The 21,184-nt window shown below is 42.1% G+C and carries 23 protein-coding genes and 1 pseudogene; 19 read left to right on the plus strand and 5 right to left on the minus strand.

From position 1 onward, the window contains the following. Positions 1 to 3: 3 nt before the first annotated feature. The 5 genes from AX677_RS04820 to AX677_RS04840 all read right to left on the minus strand — a co-directional run bounded on the left by AX677_RS04820 (position 4) and on the right by AX677_RS04840 (position 4,224). A complete protein-coding gene (locus AX677_RS04820) occupies positions 4 to 351 on the minus strand; it encodes a PedC/BrcD family bacteriocin maturation disulfide isomerase (protein WP_060976345.1) in 348 nt (115 codons plus the stop codon). Positions 352 to 475: 124 nt separating this feature from the next. Next, positions 476 to 2,194 (minus strand): phospho-sugar mutase, encoded by a 1,719-nt coding sequence (locus AX677_RS04825; protein ID WP_060976346.1) that lies wholly within the window; start codon positions 2,192 to 2,194, stop codon positions 476 to 478. Positions 2,195 to 2,430: 236 nt separating this feature from the next. After that, entirely contained in the window at positions 2,431 to 2,994 is a 564-nt protein-coding gene (locus tag AX677_RS04830; RefSeq protein ID WP_060976347.1) for an ECF transporter S component, read from the minus strand. Next, on the minus strand, positions 2,978 to 3,529 hold the full coding sequence (coaC, locus tag AX677_RS04835; protein ID WP_060976348.1) for a phosphopantothenoylcysteine decarboxylase: 552 nt from the start codon (positions 3,527 to 3,529) through the stop codon (positions 2,978 to 2,980). The genes AX677_RS04830 and coaC overlap by 17 nt, the downstream gene beginning before the upstream one ends. Before the next feature lie 11 nt (positions 3,530 to 3,540). After that, complete coding sequence (locus AX677_RS04840; protein ID WP_060976349.1) at positions 3,541 to 4,224, minus strand: phosphopantothenate--cysteine ligase; 684 nt, start codon at positions 4,222 to 4,224, stop codon at positions 3,541 to 3,543. A 213-nt stretch (positions 4,225 to 4,437) separates the two neighbouring features. Between AX677_RS04840 and AX677_RS04845 the strand changes: the two genes are divergently transcribed. The 19 genes and pseudogenes from AX677_RS04845 to trmFO all read left to right on the plus strand — a co-directional run bounded on the left by AX677_RS04845 (position 4,438) and on the right by trmFO (position 21,152). Further along, positions 4,438 to 6,108 (plus strand): formate--tetrahydrofolate ligase, encoded by a 1,671-nt coding sequence (locus AX677_RS04845; protein WP_060976350.1) that lies wholly within the window; start codon positions 4,438 to 4,440, stop codon positions 6,106 to 6,108. A 76-nt stretch (positions 6,109 to 6,184) separates the two neighbouring features. Next, positions 6,185 to 6,712, plus strand: a complete 528-nt coding sequence (locus AX677_RS04850; RefSeq protein WP_231730783.1) for a GNAT family N-acetyltransferase — start codon at positions 6,185 to 6,187, stop codon at positions 6,710 to 6,712. 2 nt (positions 6,713 to 6,714) lie between these two features. Then, positions 6,715 to 7,326 (plus strand): DUF5052 family protein, encoded by a 612-nt coding sequence (locus tag AX677_RS04855; protein ID WP_082730239.1) that lies wholly within the window; start codon positions 6,715 to 6,717, stop codon positions 7,324 to 7,326. Between the two features lie 3 nt (positions 7,327 to 7,329). After that, positions 7,330 to 7,983 carry a DNA alkylation repair protein gene (locus AX677_RS04860; RefSeq protein ID WP_060976352.1) on the plus strand — a complete coding sequence of 218 codons (654 nt, stop codon included), beginning with the start codon at positions 7,330 to 7,332 and terminating at the stop codon, positions 7,981 to 7,983. Continuing rightward, positions 7,980 to 8,504: a GNAT family N-acetyltransferase gene (locus AX677_RS04865; protein ID WP_060976353.1), complete on the plus strand. Its 525-nt coding sequence runs from the start codon at positions 7,980 to 7,982 to the stop codon at positions 8,502 to 8,504. The genes AX677_RS04860 and AX677_RS04865 overlap by 4 nt, the downstream gene beginning before the upstream one ends. Positions 8,505 to 8,688: 184 nt before the next feature. Then, positions 8,689 to 8,814 carry a hypothetical protein gene (locus tag AX677_RS09575; protein ID WP_269450184.1) on the plus strand — a complete coding sequence of 42 codons (126 nt, stop codon included), beginning with the start codon at positions 8,689 to 8,691 and terminating at the stop codon, positions 8,812 to 8,814. A gap of 364 nt (positions 8,815 to 9,178) precedes the next feature. Then, entirely contained in the window at positions 9,179 to 10,255 is a 1,077-nt protein-coding gene (locus tag AX677_RS04870; protein WP_060976354.1) for an aspartate-semialdehyde dehydrogenase, read from the plus strand. Positions 10,256 to 10,337: 82 nt separating this feature from the next. Next, the gene (gene dapA, locus AX677_RS04875) at positions 10,338 to 11,273 is read left to right on the plus strand and encodes a 4-hydroxy-tetrahydrodipicolinate synthase (RefSeq protein WP_002902934.1); all 936 of its coding nucleotides are present in this window, start codon (positions 10,338 to 10,340) and stop codon (positions 11,271 to 11,273) included. Positions 11,274 to 11,333: 60 nt separating this feature from the next. After that, a pseudogene (locus AX677_RS09610) lies at positions 11,334 to 11,791 on the plus strand (hypothetical protein). A 235-nt stretch (positions 11,792 to 12,026) separates the two neighbouring features. Continuing rightward, entirely contained in the window at positions 12,027 to 12,527 is a 501-nt protein-coding gene (locus tag AX677_RS04885; protein ID WP_060976355.1) for a GNAT family N-acetyltransferase, read from the plus strand. A 16-nt stretch (positions 12,528 to 12,543) separates the two neighbouring features. Further along, a complete protein-coding gene (locus tag AX677_RS04890; RefSeq protein WP_002895476.1) occupies positions 12,544 to 12,882 on the plus strand; it encodes an ATP cone domain-containing protein in 339 nt (112 codons plus the stop codon). Positions 12,883 to 13,028: 146 nt separating this feature from the next. Beyond that, complete coding sequence (ylqF, locus tag AX677_RS04895) at positions 13,029 to 13,880, plus strand: ribosome biogenesis GTPase YlqF (protein WP_060976356.1); 852 nt, start codon at positions 13,029 to 13,031, stop codon at positions 13,878 to 13,880. Beyond that, positions 13,867 to 14,631 carry a ribonuclease HII gene (locus AX677_RS04900; RefSeq protein ID WP_060976357.1) on the plus strand — a complete coding sequence of 255 codons (765 nt, stop codon included), beginning with the start codon at positions 13,867 to 13,869 and terminating at the stop codon, positions 14,629 to 14,631. Before ylqF ends, AX677_RS04900 begins: the two co-directional genes overlap by 14 nt. 17 nt (positions 14,632 to 14,648) lie before the next feature. Then, on the plus strand, positions 14,649 to 15,491 hold the full coding sequence (locus AX677_RS04905) for a PRD domain-containing protein (RefSeq protein ID WP_060976358.1): 843 nt from the start codon (positions 14,649 to 14,651) through the stop codon (positions 15,489 to 15,491). Further along, entirely contained in the window at positions 15,467 to 16,030 is a 564-nt protein-coding gene (locus AX677_RS04910; RefSeq protein WP_002915188.1) for a sugar O-acetyltransferase, read from the plus strand. Before AX677_RS04905 ends, AX677_RS04910 begins: the two co-directional genes overlap by 25 nt. A 120-nt stretch (positions 16,031 to 16,150) precedes the next feature. Further along, positions 16,151 to 16,993 (plus strand): DNA-processing protein DprA, encoded by an 843-nt coding sequence (gene dprA, locus AX677_RS04915; RefSeq protein WP_060976359.1) that lies wholly within the window; start codon positions 16,151 to 16,153, stop codon positions 16,991 to 16,993. An 84-nt stretch (positions 16,994 to 17,077) separates the two neighbouring features. Further along, a complete protein-coding gene (topA, locus tag AX677_RS04920; protein WP_082730241.1) occupies positions 17,078 to 19,171 on the plus strand; it encodes a type I DNA topoisomerase in 2,094 nt (697 codons plus the stop codon). A gap of 58 nt (positions 19,172 to 19,229) precedes the next feature. Continuing rightward, entirely contained in the window at positions 19,230 to 19,724 is a 495-nt protein-coding gene (locus AX677_RS04925) for a hypothetical protein (RefSeq protein ID WP_060976361.1), read from the plus strand. A 93-nt stretch (positions 19,725 to 19,817) separates the two neighbouring features. Continuing rightward, on the plus strand, positions 19,818 to 21,152 hold the full coding sequence (gene trmFO, locus AX677_RS04930) for a methylenetetrahydrofolate--tRNA-(uracil(54)-C(5))-methyltransferase (FADH(2)-oxidizing) TrmFO (RefSeq protein WP_060976362.1): 1,335 nt from the start codon (positions 19,818 to 19,820) through the stop codon (positions 21,150 to 21,152). Positions 21,153 to 21,184: the final 32 nt, after the last annotated feature.

Below are 21,184 nucleotides of genomic sequence, written 5' to 3' on the forward strand. Positions count from 1 at the left end.
ATTTTACAAGTTTGCAAAAGCTTTAATTTCATCTGCAGTCATAGAAGAATCACAACGAACAGATACTTGGCCGTCTTGAACATGAACAAAACCAGGAACCGTCGGAATGCTGTATTCAGAGCGGAAGGCTTGCAGTTTCTCTAATTCGCTGACTTCTTCACTGCTAATAAAGAAAATATGCGCCTTAGTAGCAGCTACCACGCCAGCAAGAGTAGCAGCGAATTTACGGCAGTAAGGGCAAGTTTTGCGACCTACGAAGAAAGTTGCTGTCTCTTTGTCAGCAATTGCTTGACGAGCTCGGTCTACAGTTGTGACTTCCAAGTCTTTAATATTTTGAGCAAATTGTTCCATAAATCATCCTCATTTCTTTTGATAAAACTAGTATGCCATAAAAAGCAGAAAAATGCTTGATTTGGAAACGAAAAACCAGAGAATGTGAATTTCATTCTCTGGTTGATTGGTTGATAGTGTTATTTTACTTGATAAAGGAATTAATCTCTGCTTCAATAGCAGCGATTTTTTCTTGAGCATCTTCATTGCTGTCACCGACAACGGCAATGTAGAACTTGATTTTTGGTTCTGTTCCAGATGGACGGACAGCAATCCATGAGCCATCAGCCAAAGTGTATTTCAGCACATCGCTTGGAGGAGTTGTCAGAGCTGTAACAGTACCGTCTGCGGCAGTAGAAGTCTGTGCCTTAAAGTCTTCTGTAACAGAAATAGCAGTAGCGTTGAATTCTTTCGGAGCATTGTCACGGAACTTAGCCATGATAGCCTTGATTTGCTCAGCTCCATCAACACCAGACAAGGTTACAGAGATAGTCTTTTCAGCAAAGTAACCGTACTCTTTGTAGATTTCTTCAATACCGTCAGCCAGAGTCAAGCCACGTGAGCGGTAGTAGGCAGCTAGCTCAGCCACAACCAAAACAGCTTGGATAGCGTCTTTATCACGAACAAATGGTTTAATCAAATAGCCGAAGCTTTCTTCGAATCCCATCATGTAGGTGTGGTTGTGCTTTTCTTCGAATTCTTGAATCTTTTCAGCGATAAATTTGAAACCAGTCAAGACATTGAACATGGTTGCGCCATAACTTTCGGCAATCTTAGTCACCAAGTCAGTAGAAACGATAGACTTGCAAAGTGCTGCGTTTGCTGGCAGAGTTCCAGCACTCTTATGAGCTTCCAAGATGTACTTAGCCATGATAGCTCCGATTTGGTTACCTGAAAGGTTGAGATAGCTGCCATCTTTTTGCAGAACTTCGACACCGACACGGTCAGCATCTGGGTCAGTTGCGACCAAAACATCTGCACCAACTTTACGGCCCAATTCCTCAGCCAAGGCAAAGGCTGCTTGGCTTTCAGGATTTGGAGACTTAACAGTAGAGAAGTCTGGATCAGCTACAGCTTGAGCTTCAACAACTTCTACAGAATCAAATCCAGCTTGAGCCAAAGCACGACGAGCCAACATTTCACCAGTACCGTGCAGAGGAGTATAGACAATCTTCATGTCCTTGCCGTATTCATCAATCAGTTTTTGGTTGATATTGACATCTTTAACTTCCTTGAGGTATTCAGCATCAATAGCATCGCCAATCACTTCAATCAAGCCAGAAGCTTTTTCAGCTTCAACATCAGCAACCTCGATAGCAAAAGGATTTTCAATGGCACGGATGTAGTCTGTCAATGCATCTGCATCATGCGGAGGCATTTGTCCGCCGTCTTCACCATATACCTTGTAGCCGTTAAATGGAGCAGGGTTATGGCTGGCTGTAATCATGATACCAGCAAAAGTCCCCAGATGGCGCACTGCAAATGAAAGTTCTGGAGTTGGGCGCAGACTTTCAAAGACATAGGACTTGATGCCGTGTTTTGCTAAAACAGCAGCAGATTCAAAGGCAAATTCTGGTGAGAAATGACGGGAGTCGTAAGCAATCGCGACACCGCGTTTTTTGAACTCATCACCTTTTTCTTCAATCAAGCGAGCCAAACCTTCAGTTGCCTGACGGACAACATAAATATTAATACGATTGGTGCCAGCGCCAATCAAACCACGCATACCAGCAGTACCAAACTCAAGATTGGTGTAAAAGGCATCTTCCTTAGTCTTTTCGTCCATACTGTTCAAGTCTTCTCGAAGATAGTCAGGAAGTTCAGCATAATCAAGCCATTTTTTGAAGTTATCTTGATAAGTCATAGGTGGAGTCTCCTTTATTTTTGAAATGAAGAGATGGAAATTTTAGTAAAAAATCCTGCTCTTAAATTTTCTTAATCGCTTACATTATAGCACATTTTCATTAATTTTGAAAGAGGTTACCTAGAAAACGATGAAATACTTTTCAAGGTATTGTTTCAAGAATTTCAGAATGGTATAGCGGAAATGCTGGATCAAAAAAGACCAAAGCATTGCTTGGTCCGAAAACTAACTCATCATCATTTTTGGGCTTTTTCAAGTGCAGGAATAATAGTTGCTGTCAAAACCGCAGAAATGATTAACTCGGCAATAGAGTTTGCTGATAGAATCACAGCCAGAAGTGCTTTGATATCACCTTGGTATACATTTGCAAAGAGAAAGAAGATACCGCCCAAGACAAAAATAGTATTGGTGGCAGAACCTACGGAACCTGCTACAATCAAGCCAACCTTATTTTTTATAGCTTTATATACGAAATAAGGAGTGATACCGATGAGAATACGAGGCACCATGGCAACAAGAAGCGAAGAAAGGCTTCCATTTGGCACAAAAGGGCTAAAGAGATAGCTGGTTGGTAATAAAATCAAGGTATTGGTAACAACGCTGATACATCCCATGAGTCCACCTAGAACAGCTCCGACTTTAGGGCCATAGAGGATACTGGCGATAATCACTGGGATGTGAATAATCGTAGGTTTAATCGGTACTGGAAGTAAGTTGAAAATAACCGAGCTGAGCAGGTGCAGTACCAACATGATGGCAAAGAAAATAGCAATTTGAGCAATTTTAGACTGTTTTTTCATAAATAAGTTCCTTTACTGTATCAATAATCGTATCAATTTCGGCTAGAGCACCTGTCCCCTGATCGCCACAGGCTAGCACTGCTTCACGTGGCTGAATAATTTTCCAACCGAAGTGCTGAAGACGTTCTAGATTCTCCTGAGTTAGTGGATTTTCATACATCTTGGTGTTCATAGCTGGAGCCAAAACTTTCTTGGTATGAGGCGGCAGAGCCAAGGCAGTAGCTGTCACCATATTGTCAGCTAAGCCGTTGGCTAGTTTAGCGATGGTATTGGCTGTAGCGGGAGCCAGCAAAAAAAGGTCCGACTCTTTAGCGATGTCAATGTGATTGACCTTGCTAGGGTCAGGTTCTTGCATAATATCAATTGCAACTGGTCTTTGCGACAAGACCTGCAGGGTCAGCGGTGTGATAAATTCTGTCGCTGCCTCTGTCATGAGGATAGCTACTTCAAAGTTCTCTTTCTTTAGACGGCTGGTGATGTCAGCAGCCTTATAGGCTGATATACTGCCGCTGACGGCTAAGGTAATCTGAGTCATCTTAATCCTCCTTATGTATTGCGGATATGCTGGTAGAGGAGCTGAGCAATTTCTTCTTTGGATTGAGCTTTAGTTACAGTCTCTTTTCCGACAAGGTAAGCTCTATGCTCTTGGTTAGAAATCTCTGTCAAATCATTGGCAACAATGATTTCTGCCTGATTTTTTATGAGACTGGCTCGTGCGGTCTTGAGTAACTCTTCCTTAGTAACATTGACCAAGAGTTTGAATCCAATCAAGCGAATGGCTGGATTCCATTTTTTTACTAGGCTGATGATTTTTGGTGTCTTTTTGAGAAAAAGAACTTGAACATCATCCTGAGAAGAAATCTTGCTTTCTGAGTTAGTCTTATTCAGAAATTCGGTCATGTCAGAGCTGGCCGCTACAGCTTCCAAACCAGTCATATAGACGGGGGTGTAGTCTGAGACAGCCATTGCATGAATCAGTACATCATGTGTGTGAACGAGCGGCTTCAAGCTTTCAAGCAGTTCTGCAACATTTTCAATCTTGACAATGGTAAGATTGGGATGAGCTGCCGGGCGAACAGCCTTGGGAGTCGTCACCAGAGTCACCTGATCGCCCTTGTCTAGGAAAGTTTCAGCTATGATTTTCCCAAGCCGGCCTGTCGAATGATTGGTAATAGAGCGGACACGGTCGATTTTCTCGCTGGTCCCGCCAGAAGTAATCAATATGTTCATAGCACTATTTTACAAGAAAAAAGAAATTTAGTAAAATAATTCTAATTGCAGAGTGTCACAGCGGAAAATAATTCTCTAAAATCTTATATTTCAGAGGACAGGAATTTTCTAACTTTCCTTTTTCCCGAACATTAAAATCTATTTAGAGCTTAATCATGTAGATTTTGCTCTTTTTTGTTATAATCTTTATATTAATTGATAGAGGAGTTCTTGATGAAAACAGATATTGAAATTGCTCAAAGTGTTGAATTGCAGCCTATTGTTGATGTGGTGAAAAAAGTCGGCATTGACTATGACGACTTAGAACTATATGGTAAGTACAAGGCTAAGCTAAGCTTTGATAAGATTCGTGAGGTTGAAAAAAATCCTGTTGGCAAACTGATTTTGGTAACAGCGATTAATCCGACACCAGCTGGAGAAGGTAAGTCTACCATTACTATTGGACTAGCTGATGCGCTCAACAAAATTGGCAAGAAAACTATGATTGCTATCCGCGAACCATCTCTGGGACCCGTGATGGGCATCAAAGGGGGAGCAGCTGGTGGCGGCCACGCGCAGGTTCTACCGATGGAAGATATCAACTTGCATTTTACTGGTGATATGCATGCCATCACGACTGCTAATAATGCCCTGTCAGCTCTCATTGACAATCATCTTCATCAGGGAAATGCCCTGGGAATCGATCAGCGCCGCATTATCTGGAAGCGGGTGGTTGACCTGAATGACCGGGCTCTTCGCCATGTGACTGTTGGCTTAGGAAGTCCAGTTAACGGTATTCCACGCGAAGATGGCTTTGATATTACCGTTGCTTCTGAAATTATGGCGATACTTTGCCTAGCTACGGATATTGAAGATTTGAAAAAACGCTTGGCTAACATTGTCATCGGTTATCGCTATGACCGCACACCAGTCTATGTTCGTGACCTTGAGGTAGAAGGGGCCTTGGCTTTGGTCTTGAAAGATGCGATTAAGCCAAATCTAGTTCAGACTATTTACGGGACACCAGCCTTTGTTCATGGCGGGCCTTTTGCCAACATCGCCCACGGCTGTAACTCTGTTTTGGCGACCAGCACAGCGCTGCGTTTGGCTGATTATACAGTGACTGAAGCAGGATTTGGTGCGGACCTTGGTGCTGAAAAATTCTTGGACATTAAAACTCCAAACTTACCAACTTCTCCAGATGCAGTAGTGATTGTCGCAACCCTTCGTGCTCTTAAGATGAATGGCGGCGTTGCGAAAGATGCTCTGACAGAAGAAAATGTTGAGGCGGTTCGAGCTGGCTTTGCCAATCTCAAACGTCACGTTGAAAATATCCGTAAGTTCGGTATTCCAGTGGTAGTAGCCATCAATGAATTTGTATCTGACACGGAAGCTGAAATTGCTACTCTTAAAGAACTTTGTGAAGAAATTAAGGTGCCCGTTGAGTTAGCTAGCGTATGGGCTGATGGCGCTCAAGGTGGTGTGTCTCTGGCTGAGACTGTAGTCAAAACCATTAATGAAGAACCTGCTCATTACACTCGCCTCTATGACAATGACCTCTCTATTGAAGAAAAAATCGAAAAAATTGTCACAGAAATCTATCGTGGTTCGAAGGTAAATTTTGAGAAAAAAGCGCAGACTCAGATTCGGGAAATTGTCAAAAACGGCTGGGATAAGTTGCCAATCTGTATGGCCAAAACACAATATAGCTTCTCAGACAATCCTGCTGCTCTGGGTGCGCCAGAAAACTTTGAAATTACCATTCGTGAATTGGTACCAAAACTTGGAGCAGGCTTTATCGTGGCTTTGACAGGAGATGTCATGACTATGCCAGGGTTGCCAAAACGTCCTGCAGCACTTAATATGGATGTTGCGGCAGATGGCACAGCGATAGGTCTATTTTGATTTTGGTCTAAAAGGCTCTTTACGAGCCTTTTTTGGTATAATAGTGAAAATAATGAGAATAGAATATGGAGTCAATATGAACATTAGATTTGCAACACCATCAGACGCTGCGACCTTGCTTGCTATTTACGCGCCTTATGTAGAGAATACAGCCATCACTTTTGAGTATGAAGTTCCAACTATCGAAGATTTCACAAATAGGATTGCGAAAACATTGGAAAAATATCCTTACCTGGTGGCGGAAGAAGACGGTGTAGTCGTAGGTTATGCTTATGCTTCGACTTATTATGCGCGTGCAGCATATGATTGGGCAGTGGAATTATCGGTTTATGTCAGTCAAGATGCTAGAGGAAAAGGAGTCGGCAGTAAGCTTTATGATAAGCTTGAAGACCTGTTAGATCAGATGGGATATATGCATTTTCTAGCCTGTATTTCTCTGCCTAACGAAGCTAGCCTGGCTTTGCATCGAAAAAGAGGTTACCAGCAGGTGGCGCATTTCCCTAAAATGGGCTATAAATTCGAGCGTTGGCATGACATTGTTTGGCTGCAAAAGTCCTTGGACAAGCAAGCTGGCCCCATCAAACTTTTAAAAGAAATGGAGTAAAAATGATGAAAAAGAAACATTTATTAATAACTCTTCTAAGCGTTACCCTTTTGACCTTGACCGGCTGTCAGGCAGTTGAAAATTGGTTCAAAAATGCCAAGGAGGAATGGTTGGGGTTGGAGATGACGGTTCGCACCTATGATGAGAATTCCCAACTCATTGACCAGATGTCGGGCAAGTCCCTATCCATCTCGCGTAACGAGGAGTTTGATTCAGTTGATGCGGAAGGAAATTCCAAGGAAGATTCTTCTGTGCTCAAAATAACCTTGGGTAAGTATGAGATTGACCATGTGGGCTCTTCCTTGATTGCAGAAGAAAAAGGCTTGAAAGATGTCTTTGCCCAGTATCAAAAGACTGCAGATGTTGAGGAGAATAGCCATTCTGTTCCTGTTTTAAATCGCATGATTTCAGCCTTTAAAAACGACTTTACCGGAAAGAAAAAGGTTGTTCTGATTCGCTCTCAAAACGGCACTCCGTTGGCTGCCTATGCTGGCGACCGTGTCTCTCTTGATAAATCTGATGCCCCTAAGACTTCGGAGTTGCTGATTGATGGAAAGCGTCTCGTGATTTACCGCTGCGACTACACTATTTATGACCGTGAATTGCTGGAGTAAGTTATGGATGTAGAAGAATTACTTGAAAATCTGAAAGCAGTAGCTAACCCTGACGATGCGGGAGCTATGAAAGCCTATATGAAAAATAAATTTGAGTTTCTAGGAGTCAAGACTCCAGCCAGACGGAAGCTCGCAAAGGCTTTTTTCAAACAGCAGACTGACTCCGTCGTTGACTGGAATTTTATAAATGAAGCTTGGAATAATCTTTATCGAGAACTACAGTATGCCGCGCTAGATTATCTGGAAAGTCGCAAGAAACTATTGACTCCATCTGACTTGCCACGTTTGAAAAAGCTGGCTCAAACAAAATCTTGGTGGGATACCATTGACTTTTTGGACCGCTTGGTCGGATCAATCATTGCTCGATTCCCAGAAACCAAAGAGATTATTTTAGCTTGGAGTTGTGATGAGGATATCTGGCTGCGGCGCTTGGCTATTGATCATCAGCTATTGCGAAAAGAGAAAACAGACACGGAGCTATTAGAGAAGATTTTAGTAAATAATCTGGGCCAAACAGAATTCTTTATTAACAAGGCCATCGGCTGGGCGCTGAGAGATTATTCCAAAACCAATCCAGACTGGGTCAGAGATTTTATCGAGCGGCATCAGGCAGAAATGGCTGCGCTTAGTATTCGAGAGGGAAGTAAGTATTTATGAAACATATTTATTTAAAATATCTGGAAGAGAAGGATTTCTCGGTTTGGCTGGAAGGATTTTCCAATAGACTACCTTCCCAATCGCTATTTGATGATGGGCTTTTAGATATGACAATTTGTACAGAAAGTTGGTTTTCGGATTTGGTGGCTAAGCACCGCGATTTTCGAGAGAAAGACCAGCAGTATATTTGGGGAATTTATGACGCAAAAAGCGGAAAACATGTTGGTATGGTTAATTTATTTGTGCTAGCTAGAGATGACTTTCAATGGGCGGAAATAGGTTATACGATACATAATCAATTTTGGCGTCAGGGCTACGCCAGAGCAATGTTAGAAGAACTCAAGAAAGTTAGTCGCGAACTAGGATTTCATCGTTTAGAAGCACATGTTGATCTACAGAATATCCCTTCGCAAAAATTACTGGAGCAAGCTGATTTCTATCTTGAAGAAGTACGGAAACAATTCCAAAAAGAAGGGCAGGAGTGGAAGGATAGACAAGTTTTTGTTTATATTTTAGATTAAATACCTTGACAAAACGGAAAAAGATAAGGTAAACTATATTTCGTGCGATGAGTCGATATGCAGTTTTTCTGCAAATTGAAGCATGGGAGGTCATAAACGCAGGAGCGGACCTTGATCAGTTGTGTGAACCTGCTGATCACATGAAAGTGCCCTTATCCCCAGTCTACGGATTGGGGATTTTTCTATGTCTCTTAGAGTGGCAAGACCATTAGTCGCAGCCGAGCTTAGAGACATTGATACTGAGACGGTCGACGTCGTGAGTGCTATTGCTCTTTGCGAAACAACTTCGCAGAAGGCAGTTGAGTCATAGAGCAGTGGATGCAGTTTTGTTCATGAGAACAAAAACTGTAAACTTTTAAAGCGCTCTTAGAGAGGCAAGACCGTTAGTCGAAGCCGAGTATAGAGACATTGATGCTGAGACGATCTATGTCGTGAGTGCTATTGCTCTTGATGAAACAACTTCGCAGAAGGCAGTTGAGTCGTAGAGCAATGGATGCAGTTTTGTTCGTGAGAACAAAAGCTGTAAAGCTTGAAAGTTCTCATAGAGAGGTAAGAGAGTTGGTGTGGTTTATCAAAATATCACACTTATATTCTTCAGAAATATTTGCATTTTTCCCTAAAAATAGTATAATACTAACAATAAAAATTTTTTGAAAATTCAGAGAGGTTATCGCATGGGATATACAGTTGCTGTAGTAGGTGCCACAGGCGCCGTTGGATCTCAAATGATTAAAATGCTGGAAGAATCTAGCCTTCCAATTGATAAAATACGCTATCTGGCGTCTGCTCGTTCAGCTGGTAAAGTTCTCCAGTTCAAGGGACAAGATATTACTATCGAAGAGACAACTGAAACGGCTTTTGAAGGTGTAGATATTGCTCTCTTCTCAGCTGGTGGTTCTACTTCGGCAAAATTCGCTCCTTACGCAGTCAAAGCTGGAGCGGTAGTGGTCGATAACACCTCTTATTTCCGTCAAAATCCCGATGTTCCTCTAGTTGTTCCAGAAGTCAACGTCCATGCCTTAGATCAGCACAAGGGAATTATCGCTTGCCCTAACTGCTCGACAATTCAGATGATGGTAGCTTTAGAGCCTGTTCGTCAAAAATGGGGTCTGGAGCGCATCATTGTGTCTACCTATCAAGCGGTTTCTGGTGCAGGCATGGGAGCCATTCTTGAAACCCAAGCACAATTACGCTCTGTTCTCAATGATGGTGTAAATCCTAAGGATGCGGAAGCCAATATCCTGCCATCTGGTGGTGACAAAAAACATTATCCTATTGCCTTTAATGCCTTACCTCAGATTGATGTCTTCACAGATAACGACTATACTTATGAAGAGATGAAGATGACCAAGGAAACTAAGAAAATCATGGAAGATGATTCTATTGCTGTTTCTGCGACATGTGTCCGCCTTCCGATTTTGTCTGCTCACTCAGAGTCTGTTTACATCGAGACTAAAGAAGTAGCACCTATTGAACAGGTAAAAGCAGCAATTGCAGCCTTCCCAGGTGCTGTTTTGGAGGATGATGCAGCTCATCAGGTTTATCCGCAAGCAATCAATGCGGTTGGTAAGAAAGAAACCTTTGTTGGCCGGATTCGTAAAGATTTAGATGCGGAAAAAGGAATCCACATGTGGGTTGTTTCAGACAATCTTCTTAAGGGGGCGGCTTGGAATTCTGTTCAAATCGCAGAGACACTGCATGAGCGTGGTTTAGTTCATCCGACAGCAGAAGTAGTTTTTGAATTAAAATAAAGTGACCAAGGAAACTTGACAGTATAGGGTTGAATAATCTTTCTTTCAACCCTCTTTTCGTATAATAAAGAGAGGTAAGTTTATGGCGTATGCGGATTTGAAAAACTGTAAAATAATCACAGCTTTTATTACACCTTTTCATGAAGATGGCTCCATCAATTTTGAAGCTATTCCAGACTTGATTGAGCATCTATTGGCTCACCATACGGATGGGATTTTACTTGCTGGAACAACTGCAGAAAGTCCAACCCTGACCCACGATGAAGAGTTAGAATTATTTGCGGCGGTTCAAAAGGTTGTCAAGGGGCGTGTTCCTTTGATTGCCGGTGTCGGTACCAACGAAACGCGCGACTCTATCGAATTCGTAAAAGAAGTAGATGAATTTGGTGGGTTTGCGGCTGGTTTAGCCATTGTTCCCTATTACAACAAACCTTCTCAGGAAGGGATGTATCAGCATTTTAAAGCCATTGCGGATGCTTCAAACCTGCCGATCATTATCTACAATATACCTGGCCGGGTAGTGGTTGAGATGACACCTGAGACTATGCTGAGGTTGGCAGAACATCCAAACATTATCGGCGTTAAAGAATGTACTAGTCTGGCGAATATGGCCTATCTGATCGAACATCGTCCAGAGGAGTTTCTGATTTACACTGGTGAGGATGGCGATGCCTTTCATGCTATGAATCTGGGGGCTGATGGAGTTATTTCAGTTGCTTCTCACACAAACGGTGATGAAATGTTTGAAATGCTTGATGCTATTGAGCACAATGACATCAAAAAAGCAGCAGCTATCCAACGAAAATTCATCCCTAAAGTCAATGCGCTTTTCTCTTACCCAAGTCCTGCCCCAGTCAAAGCTGTACTTAATTACTTGGGCTTTGCAGCTGGTCCAACTCGCTTACCACTTGTGCCTGCACCTGAAGAAGATGCCAAACGCATTATCAAGGTCGTGGTTGATGGTGACTATCAAGCGACCAAAGAGACTGTTAAAGGCGTCCTGAGGCCGGATTATTGATTGATAGAAGTAGTTTTAGGATTGACATAGATAAAAATAATAAAGAAAGAATTGAAAATTGTGACAGAAAAACATAGTGAACGAATTGAGGAGTATAAGGCTAAGCATATACTGGAAAAACTTGAGGGCAAAAAAGTTTATGATAAGCCAGTTATCCGAACTGGTGATAAGGCTGGTTGCTATGGTTCAGGATTGATTTTACTTGGATCTGTTTTAGGAATTATTTATTTACTTCTTATACTGATAACTGACTGGGATTTGAAACTTTTCTCTATAACATCATTCACAAACCAACAAAGAAAATTCTACTTCAATATGATAGTGAAGATGATAGTTTAATTTCTCTGAACGCTGGAGGAGAGTTATTAGTTGAGCTCTTAAAGAGAGTTGAAGAAGAAAAATTGTCCTTTAAGGCTATTAACAAAACGTTGAGTTTAGAAGAAGTATCTGAAAATCATTGGAAAATGCACTATCGTTACAAGAAACAGGATATTGTATTAGAGCAAAATAGTATATAATATATGCCTTGTTAGCTAATCCTATTAACTTCATAAAAAGACTAATACTTATAGTTGTCTGAAAAATATTTCAAAAGGATTGCATTTGAATGGTGCATCAAACGTTAGATAAAATTCTAAGGATTGTGGTTCGGTTCATCTCTACAGTCCTTTTTCTAAATGTTCCATTCTTTTTGAAAAAAACAAGAAAAAATTGTATAATGGTAGGGTAAGTTTTCGCTTGAGAGGTGATGAAATGCGGGTTCGTAAGGCAAGCAAGGATGATTGGCAACAAATCCAAAAAGTATGTAGAGAAACTTGGCTGACTACCTATAAAGATATTTATTCCTCTTTCTACATAGAACGAGTGTTTGACATGTTCTATAGCCAAGAACGTTTGCACAAGGACTTGACTGAACTTTCTACCGAATGGAACGGCTATTGGCTGGCAGAAAGGAATGGTCAGGTGCTTGGTTGTATTGGTGGTGGAATGAGCGAGGACGGCAGAGCCAATGTCTACGTTCTCTATGTCTTGCCGCAGGCTCAACGTTTGGGAATCGGTCATGAGCTACTGGAGACCTTGACAAGTTATCAAAAATCACAATATCAGGCTAGAGAACAAGCCGTCACAGTAACCGAAGGAAATGATATTGGTCTTCCTTTTTATAAAAAAGAGGGCTTTGTCTTTGAGTCTGCTACTGAAAATTGGATTGATAGCAGTCAAGCCAGAGATTTACATTACATCAGAAATATATAAATAAAGGAGTTTTTTTATGCAAGTTATTAAACGGAGCGGTGAGGTTGTAGAATTTGACCCAGATAAAATCTATCAAGCAGTTTTAAAGGCAGCTCAGACTGTCTATGTGTTGACAGATGATTTGCGTCAGAATTTAGCGCAGGTTACAAAGAAAGTCGTTCTAGATTTGGAAGAAGCTAAGGTTGAACGTGCGACAATCAGTATGATTCAGTCTATGGTTGAAAGCCGCCTCTTGGGTGCAGGTTATATTACCATCGCCGAGCATTATATTTCCTATCGCCTACAACGCGATTTAGAGCGCAATGGCTATGGAGATCATATCGCTGTACATCTGCATTTTGAGCAAGTAAGATAAAGTTAGAAAGTCCACTAGGGCTTTTTACTTTGTTCTTAGAGATGTTGAGTGATACGTTTTGGATTCATCCACTTAAAATCTAGAAATATGTTAAAATAGGTAAAGATATAAAATTTTATCAATGATATTCATTGAAAGGATAAATTATGGCAACGATTCAATGGTTTCCGGGGCATATGTCCAAGGCACGGAGACAGGTACAGGAAAATATTAAGTTTGTTGATTTTGTGACGATACTGGTCGATGCGAGGCTTCCTTTATCCAGTCAAAATCCTATGCTGACTAAGATTGTGGGCGATAAACCTAAGCTTCTGATTTTAAACAAGGCTGATTTGGCAGACCCTGTTCGTATCAAAGAATGGCAGAGCTATTTTGAAAGTCAGGGGATTCCGACTTTATCTATTAATTCCAAAGAGCAATCTGCTGTTAAAAAAGTGACAGATGCAGCTAAAAAGCTTATGGCTGATAAATTGGCGCGACAGAAAGAAAGAGGAATTCGCATCGAAACCTTGCGTACCATGATAATCGGCATTCCCAATGCTGGTAAATCAACCCTCATGAATCGCTTGGCAGGTAAGAAAATTGCTGTTGTAGGGAATAAGCCTGGTGTGACCAAAGGTCAGCAATGGCTCAAGTCAAATAAAGACTTGGAAATTTTAGATACACCTGGGATTCTCTGGCCTAAGTTTGAAGATAAGACAGTTGCTCTCAAGCTTGCTCTGACTGGAGCTATTAAGGATAATCTACTGCCTATGGATGAGGTGACGATTTTTGGTCTCAATTACTTTAAGGAGCATTATCCTGAGGAGCTGACAGCACGCTTCAAGCAGCTGGATCTAAGTCAGGAAGCGCCTGACATGATTATGGATATGACTCAAAAACTCGGCTTCCGCGATGACTATGACCGTTTTTACAGTCTTTTTGTCAAAGATGTCCGCGATGGCAAATTAGGCCGTTATTGCTTGGACACTGTTGGAGAACTAGATGGCAACGATTAAAGAAATCCAGCAACGTTTAGAGTTGGTGACAGATTTGACTGATCCTTTTCTTGCAGAAGCGGCGAATGACCAGCGCAGCGGAGTTCAAAAGGCGGTTGAAAAGCGTAAAAGAGCTATTCAGGCAGAGTTAGATGAGGATTTTCGTCTAGAGCAAATGCTACGGTATGAAAAAGAGATTTATCAAGCAGGCTATCAAGCTATTGCTGGAATTGATGAAGTCGGTCGTGGTCCTCTAGCTGGACCAGTTGTCGCTGCAGCTGTTATCTTACCTCCAGGATGTAAGATTAAGGGGCTAAACGACAGTAAAAAGATTCCCAAGAAAAAGCACCAAGAAATCTATCAAGCAGTCATGGATAAAGCTTTGGCAGTCGGTATTGGCCTGATGGACAACGAGATTATTGACCAAGTCAATATCTACGAAGCGACTAAGCTTGCTATGAAAGAGGCTTTGTCTAAGTTGAGTCTCAAGCCAGATTATCTGCTGATTGATGCCATGAAACTGGATGTTGAGATTCCGCAAGAGTCCATCATCAAGGGTGATGCTAATTCTCTGTCTATCGCAGCGGCCAGTATTTTGGCTAAGGTCACTCGGGATAAGCTGATGGCAGACTACGACAAGGAATTTCCTGGCTATGATTTTGCGAAAAATGCTGGTTATGGGACCAAAAGTCATTTGCAAGGATTGGAAAGAAACGGCGTAACTCCTATTCATCGCAAGACATTTGAACCCGTAAAATCAATGTGTGAATAGGCACGAAGAGGTGAGGCATGCTTATCAGTAAAATCTTAAACAATAATGTGGTAATTTCTGAAGAAAACCAAGAAGAAGTTATTCTCATGGGACGAGGACTGGCCTTTGGTCGAAAAGTTGGCCAGGAGATTCCAGATGAGCAGATTGAGAAAAAGTATGTCTTGTCAGAAAATAGACGCCAGCTTCTGATGGAGCTGCCGGCAGACATCATGGAAATGGCAGATAAGATTATTTCTTTCGCAAGAGAGAAACTGCAGAAGAAGCTCAAAGACACTGCTTTTCTGGCAATGGCAGACCATATCTACGGTGTCTTGCTGCGCTTGGAAGATGATATTTATCTCAAGAATTTCCTCATGTGGGATATTAAACGCTTTTTTCCTATCGAGTTTGAGGTTGGTCAGTTTGCAAAACAGCTTTTGAGCGCTTATATCGGTAAGGAACTTCCAGATGATGAAGCAGCATTTATGGCGCTGACCTTGGTCAATGCAGAGCTGGAAAATGGCGATGGAACTGCGCGTGATTTGACTATGATGATGGAGGAAATCATGACCATTGTCAAATACAGTTTGGAAATTTCTTTAGACGAGGAAGACATCTACCTTGAGCGCTTCATGACCCATCTAAAATTTTTCTGTGAGCGAGTTCTGACTAATAGCGGCAATCGTGACTTGGAGGACAATGAGATGTTTGACTTACTTAAATGTAAGTATCCCTTGGCTTATGAAACCACTAGGAAGATTGCTGAATTTTTAAAGCAAACCAGAAATTACCAAACATCAGAGGATGAACAACTGTACCTGACTATCCATTTGTCACGCATGAAAAGGAGGATGATATGCAAAGCGAATACGAAAAAATGATTGCTGGAGAGATTTACCGACCACAAGACAGTGAATTAAGAGAATTGGCAGCAAGGTCAAAGGAATTTCAATATCGTTTTAACCAAGAACAAGACAGTGTCAAGCGCACGGCTATTATCAAAGAATGGTTTGGCAGCACAGGGGAAAATCTTGCTATGAAGCCTGACTTGGTCTGTGATTATGGAATCAATATTCATCTAGGGGAGAATTTTTATTCTAACTGGAATCTGACTATGTTGGACGTTTGCCCGATTCGCATCGGAGATAATGCTTTGCTTGGTCCAAATTGCCAGCTTCTGACACCTCTTCATCCGCTTGATCCAGTGGAAAGAAATTCCGGTATTGAGTACGGAGCACCAATCACTATTGGTGATAATTTCTGGGCTGGCGGCGGTGTGACGATTCTGCCAGGCGTGACACTAGGAGATAATGTGGTAGTCGGAGCAGGAGCGGTTGTGACCAAGTCTTTTGGTGATAATGTAGTCTTGGCTGGCAATCCTGCTAAAATTATTAAGGAAATTCCTGTTCATAGTGAATAAAAGGTGTGTTAGGCAAGGAGACCAGCTATTGATAACACCAAATTTAATAGAATCGTAAAGAAGGAACTGTACTGCAGTTTTTTTTTGAACTTTTTACGAATAAGAAAGTGAGGTGAAAAAATGAATAATTTTGAGATTTATAAAATGAAAAAAGCTGGTTTGACTAATCATCAGGTTTTAAATGTTTTGAGATATGCTGAGAGTAGAGATGGCAAGCTTTCTCTGCGAGATAAGGCTGTCGTATCTGAGTGCCGCAATCCTGCACTCTTTATAGAAAAGTATAAACGGCTTGATTTACCGGCTTTAAAGGAAGAATTTGAACTTTTTCCGTCCTTTTCTATCTTGGATGATATTTATCCTTGGGATTTATGTGAAATTTACGATGCCCCGACTTTGTTATTTTATCAGGGAAATCTAAATCTACTAGAATTGCCCAAAGCTGCGGTCGTTGGCAGTAGAGACAGCAGCAAGCAAGGAAATGCCTCAGTACAAAAGATTATCAAAGAGCTAAACAATGAATTGGTTATCGTCAGTGGCCTAGCTCGTGGAATAGATACAGCGGCTCACATGGCTGCCCTGCAAAACGGAGGTCAGACCATTGCTGTCATTGGGACGGGATTAGATGTCTTCTATCCCAAGGCTAACAAAAAATTACAAGCTTACATTGGCAAAAATCATTTATTGCTGACAGAGTATGGTCCAGGTGAACAGCCCTTGAAATTTCATTTTCCAGAGCGGAATCGTATCATCGCTGGTCTCTGTCGAGGCGTCATCGTGGCGGAAGCCAAGATGCGCTCAGGCAGTCTGATTACCTGTGAGCGAGCCATGGAAGAAGGGCGGGATGTCTTTGCTATTCCGGGGACAATTTTAGATGGAAAATCTGACGGTTGCCATCATTTGATTCAAGAGGGCGCAAAGTGCATCACATCAGGCTCTGATATCCTTTCTGAGTTTGATTTTTAAAACAAGTTTTCCTATAAGAAAAGTTAGCAGTTGACATCTATCAAAAAATAGTTTAAACTCTATGAGATTTATTTCTTATAGAAGGTGTCTAAATTGGTAACAAAAACAAAGAAAAAGTCTACGACAAAGAAAAATCTTGTCATCGTAGAGTCGCCTGCCAAGGCAAAAACAATAGAAAAATATCTGGGACGAAACTACAAGGTTCTGGCCAGTGTCGGGCATATTCGTGACCTGAAAAAGTCTACTATGTCCATTGATTTTGAAAATAACTATGAGCCTCAATACATCAATATTCGTGGCAAAGGTCCCTTGATTAATGACTTGAAAAAAGAAGCGAAGAAAGCTAAGCAAGTCTTTCTGGCAAGTGACCCGGATCGCGAAGGAGAAGCTATTTCTTGGCATCTGGCTCACATTCTGAATCTGGATGAGAAAGAAAAAAACCGCGTCGTCTTTAATGAAATCACCAAAGATGCAGTCAAGAATGCATTTAAAGAGCCCCGCCAGATTGATATGGATCTGGTCGATGCCCAGCAGGCTCGTCGAGTTCTGGATCGTTTGGTTGGTTATTCCATTTCTCCTATTCTCTGGAAGAAAGTCAAAAAAGGCCTGTCAGCTGGTCGGGTGCAGTCTGTCGCCCTCAAGCTGATTATCGACCGAGAAAATGAAATCAATGCCTTCAAACCAGAAGAATACTGGACAATTGACGGAACCTTCAAGAAAGGAAGTCGTCAGTTCCAGGCCAGCTTCTATGGTATGAACGGTAAAAAGATGAAGCTGACCAACAACGACGAGGTCAAAGAAGTCCTGTCTCACCTCAAGGGTGATGACTTTACTGTCGACAGTGTCGAAAAGAAAGAGCGTCGACGCAATGCTCCACTGCCCTACACGACTTCCTCTATGCAGCAAGATGCCGCTAATAAGATTAATTTCCGGACACGTAAGACCATGATGGTTGCTCAGCAGCTCTATGAGGGGATTAATATCGGTTCTGGCGTACAAGGTCTGATTACGTATATGCGTACCGACTCGACTCGTATCAGCCCTGTAGCGCAAAATGAAGCAGCAAGCTTTATCACGGATAAATTTGGTGCTAAATATTCCAAACATGGCAGCAAGGCTAAGAACGCTTCTAGCGCTCAAGATGCCCACGAGGCCATTCGTCCTTCCAGCGTTTTCAATACTCCAGAAAGCATCGCAAAGTATTTGGACAAGGATCAGCTTAAGCTTTATACGCTGATTTGGAACCGTTTTGTAGCCAGCCAAATGACAGCAGCAGTCTTTGATACTATGAATGTTAAGCTGGGGCAAAATGGTGTCCAATTTGCCGCCAATGGCAGTCAGGTCAAGTTCGATGGCTATCTGGCTATTTACAACGACTCTGACAAGAATAAAATGCTGCCAGACATGGAAAAGGGTGATACCGTCAAACGTGTTAATACCAATCCAGAACAGCACTTTACCCAGCCGCCTGCACGTTATTCTGAAGCGACTCTCATCAAAACTTTAGAAGAAAATGGTGTTGGTCGGCCTTCTACCTATGCACCGACTATTGAAACTATTCAGAAACGATATTACGTTAAGTTGGTTTCCAAGCGCTTTGAGCCGACGGAACTAGGGGAGATTGTCAATTCATTGATTGTCGAATTCTTTCCAGGTATTGTAAATGTGAAATTTACAGCCGAAATGGAAGCAAAACTGGATGATGTAGAAGTCGGAAAAGAACAGTGGCAGAAGGTCATTGACGAATTTTATCGACCTTTTGAAAAGGAAGTCGCTAAAGCCGAGACTGAAATGGAGAAAATCCAAATCAAGGATGAACCGGCTGGTTTTGATTGTGAGGTCTGTGGCAGTCCCATGGTCATCAAGTTGGGTAGATTTGGCAAGTTCTACGCCTGCAGTAACTTTCCAGACTGTCGTCACACTCAGGCTATTGTCAAGGAGATCGGCGTGACCTGTCCTCAGTGTCAGAAAGGTCAAGTTATCGAGCGTAAGACTAAGCGAAATCGCATTTTCTATGGCTGTGATCGTTATCCAGACTGTGATTTCACATCTTGGGACAAGCCAGTTGGTCGGAACTGTCCAAAATGTGACCATTATCTGATTGAAAAGAAAGTTCGCGGCGGAGGCAAGCAAGTGGTCTGCAGCAATGGCGATTACGAAGAAGAAAAAGTGAAATAACTGTTTTTTACATAATTTATATTAGGTAAAATGTTTTCTGAAGAAGAGGTGCAGCTTTATGACAGATAAATTTGCAGAATTTCTAAAAATCGCGTCTCAACTGAACAAGATGGGAATTGTTCCACTGCTGATGGGCTCCTTGGGGCTGGAGCAGGTTACTGGTCAGGACTGGCAGGCGCGGGATATTGATATTCATGTTCATGGTGATGAGCGTGGCTGGGAAGCACCAGACGAAGAGCGTATTTATGATATGGATAAGATTGAACCAATGATGGACCGCTTGGGCTATCGTTTTGTTGATTTGCACGAGCATGAATTTCAAAAAGAAGATTTGTCTATTGAATTCGGAGCCATGGAAACCTTAGAGGCTTTTTCGGGTGTACCAATAGCGGAGCTGACTCGAAAAGAAGTTGAAGGTGTCAAGTTTTTGCTGCCAACTGCAGAGCAATTTTTAGCTATCTACCGTGCTTCTTCCCAAGATTCTTACCGAAATGAAAATAACAATCATAAGGATTTTGCTAAGATTGCTTACTTGGAAAAAATGACAAAATGATGGACAGACGGGAATTCTCCTGTCTGTCTTTTTTACTATCTTTTTGTTATAATGGTCAGAGTGAAAATCTAGAAATATCCAAGGGAGAGTATCATGTCATCATCCTATATCAATGTTATCGGTGCTGGTTTGGCTGGCAGTGAAGCAGCTTACCAGATTGCCAAGCGTGGCATCCCAGTCAAACTCTATGAAATGCGGGGTGTCAAGTCGACGCCTCAACACAAAACTGCGGACTTTGCAGAACTGGTCTGCTCTAACTCTCTGCGAGGAGATGCGCTGACCAATGCAGTCGGTCTGCTCAAGGAAGAAATGCGGCGGTTGGACTCGGTCATCTTAAAGTCAGCAGAAGCGACTCGGGTGCCAGCAGGTGGTGCTCTAGCGGTTGATAGAGAAGGTTTTTCTCAGATGGTAACAGAGCTAGTGACCAATCATCCACTGATCGAAGTCATTCGCGAAGAAATCACTGAAATTCCTGAAGATGCCATCACAGTCATTGCGACAGGGCCCTTGACTAGTGATGCTCTGGCCGAGAAAATCCACGTGCTCAATGGAGGTGACGGTTTTTATTTCTACGACGCAGCAGCGCCAATCATTGATGTCAATACCATTGATATGACCAAGGTCTATCTCAAATCCCGCTATGATAAGGGCGAAGCTGCCTATCTCAACGCACCCATGACCAAGCAAGAATTTATGGATTTCCATGATGCTTTGGTCAACGCTGAAGAAGCGCCGCTCAATTCCTTTGAAAAAGAAAAATACTTTGAAGGCTGTATGCCTATTGAAGTTATGGCTAAGCGAGGCATTAAAACCATGCTTTATGGACCGATGAAGCCGGTTGGTTTAGAATATCCAGATGACTACCAAGGGCCTCGAGATGGTGAATATAAGACGCCATATGCTGTGGTGCAGCTTCGTCAGGACAATGCAGCAGGTAGTCTTTACAACATCGTCGGCTTTCAGACTCATCTCAAGTGGGGCGAGCAAAAGCGAGTTTTTCAAATGATTCCTGGTCTTGAGAATGCAGAATTTGTTCGCTATGGTGTCATGCATCGAAACTCCTATATGGACTCTCCAAATCTGCTGGAACAGACTTTCCGCTCTAAGAAACAGCCAAATCTTTTCTTTGCAGGTCAAATGACTGGAGTTGAAGGGTACGTAGAGTCAGCAGCTTCTGGCCTAGTTGCTGGTATTAACGCTGCTCGACTCTTCAAGGGAGAAGAAGCACTTGTCTTTCCAGAAACAACAGCTATTGGAAGTCTGCCTCATTATGTTACTCATGCTGACAGCAAGCATTTCCAACCCATGAATGTCAATTTTGGGATTATCAAAGAATTGGAAGGTCCGCGCATTCGTGATAAAAAAGAACGTTACGAAAAAATCGCCGAGCGAGCCTTGCAGGATTTACAGCCTTATTTGGATAAATAATCTATTTTCTATCATTATCTAATAAAAATCAT

This window comes from Streptococcus sp. CCH8-C6 (assembly GCF_001557225.1).
Lineage (GTDB): Bacteria > Bacillota > Bacilli > Lactobacillales > Streptococcaceae > Streptococcus > Streptococcus sanguinis_C.

Excerpts from the sequence above, each read along its gene's own strand:
- AX677_RS04820 (WP_060976345.1), bottom strand. The coding sequence starts at position 351 with ATGGAACAATTTGCTCAAAATATTAAAGACTTGGAAGTCACAACTGTA.
- AX677_RS04840 (WP_060976349.1), bottom strand. The coding sequence starts at position 4,224 with ATGAACATATTGATTACTTCTGGCGGGACCAGCGAGAAAATCGACCGT.
- ylqF (WP_060976356.1), top strand. The coding sequence starts at position 13,029 with ATGGCAACGATTCAATGGTTTCCGGGGCATATGTCCAAGGCACGGAGA.
- AX677_RS04865 (WP_060976353.1), top strand. The coding sequence starts at position 7,980 with ATGAAACATATTTATTTAAAATATCTGGAAGAGAAGGATTTCTCGGTT.
- AX677_RS04860 (WP_060976352.1), top strand. The coding sequence starts at position 7,330 with ATGGATGTAGAAGAATTACTTGAAAATCTGAAAGCAGTAGCTAACCCT.
- coaC (WP_060976348.1), bottom strand. The coding sequence starts at position 3,529 with ATGACTCAGATTACCTTAGCCGTCAGCGGCAGTATATCAGCCTATAAG.
- AX677_RS04870 (WP_060976354.1), top strand. The coding sequence starts at position 9,179 with ATGGGATATACAGTTGCTGTAGTAGGTGCCACAGGCGCCGTTGGATCT.
- AX677_RS04830 (WP_060976347.1), bottom strand. The coding sequence starts at position 2,994 with ATGAAAAAACAGTCTAAAATTGCTCAAATTGCTATTTTCTTTGCCATC.
- AX677_RS04825 (WP_060976346.1), bottom strand. The coding sequence starts at position 2,194 with ATGACTTATCAAGATAACTTCAAAAAATGGCTTGATTATGCTGAACTT.
- dapA (WP_002902934.1), top strand. The coding sequence starts at position 10,338 with ATGGCGTATGCGGATTTGAAAAACTGTAAAATAATCACAGCTTTTATT.
- AX677_RS04885 (WP_060976355.1), top strand. The coding sequence starts at position 12,027 with ATGCGGGTTCGTAAGGCAAGCAAGGATGATTGGCAACAAATCCAAAAA.
- AX677_RS04900 (WP_060976357.1), top strand. The coding sequence starts at position 13,867 with ATGGCAACGATTAAAGAAATCCAGCAACGTTTAGAGTTGGTGACAGAT.
- AX677_RS04890 (WP_002895476.1), top strand. The coding sequence starts at position 12,544 with ATGCAAGTTATTAAACGGAGCGGTGAGGTTGTAGAATTTGACCCAGAT.
- dprA (WP_060976359.1), top strand. The coding sequence starts at position 16,151 with ATGAATAATTTTGAGATTTATAAAATGAAAAAAGCTGGTTTGACTAAT.
- AX677_RS04850 (WP_231730783.1), top strand. The coding sequence starts at position 6,185 with ATGAACATTAGATTTGCAACACCATCAGACGCTGCGACCTTGCTTGCT.
- AX677_RS04845 (WP_060976350.1), top strand. The coding sequence starts at position 4,438 with ATGAAAACAGATATTGAAATTGCTCAAAGTGTTGAATTGCAGCCTATT.
- AX677_RS09575 (WP_269450184.1), top strand. The coding sequence starts at position 8,689 with ATGTCTCTTAGAGTGGCAAGACCATTAGTCGCAGCCGAGCTTAGAGAC.
- trmFO (WP_060976362.1), top strand. The coding sequence starts at position 19,818 with ATGTCATCATCCTATATCAATGTTATCGGTGCTGGTTTGGCTGGCAGT.
- AX677_RS04910 (WP_002915188.1), top strand. The coding sequence starts at position 15,467 with ATGCAAAGCGAATACGAAAAAATGATTGCTGGAGAGATTTACCGACCA.
- AX677_RS04855 (WP_082730239.1), top strand. The coding sequence starts at position 6,715 with ATGATGAAAAAGAAACATTTATTAATAACTCTTCTAAGCGTTACCCTT.
- AX677_RS04925 (WP_060976361.1), top strand. The coding sequence starts at position 19,230 with ATGACAGATAAATTTGCAGAATTTCTAAAAATCGCGTCTCAACTGAAC.
- AX677_RS04905 (WP_060976358.1), top strand. The coding sequence starts at position 14,649 with ATGCTTATCAGTAAAATCTTAAACAATAATGTGGTAATTTCTGAAGAA.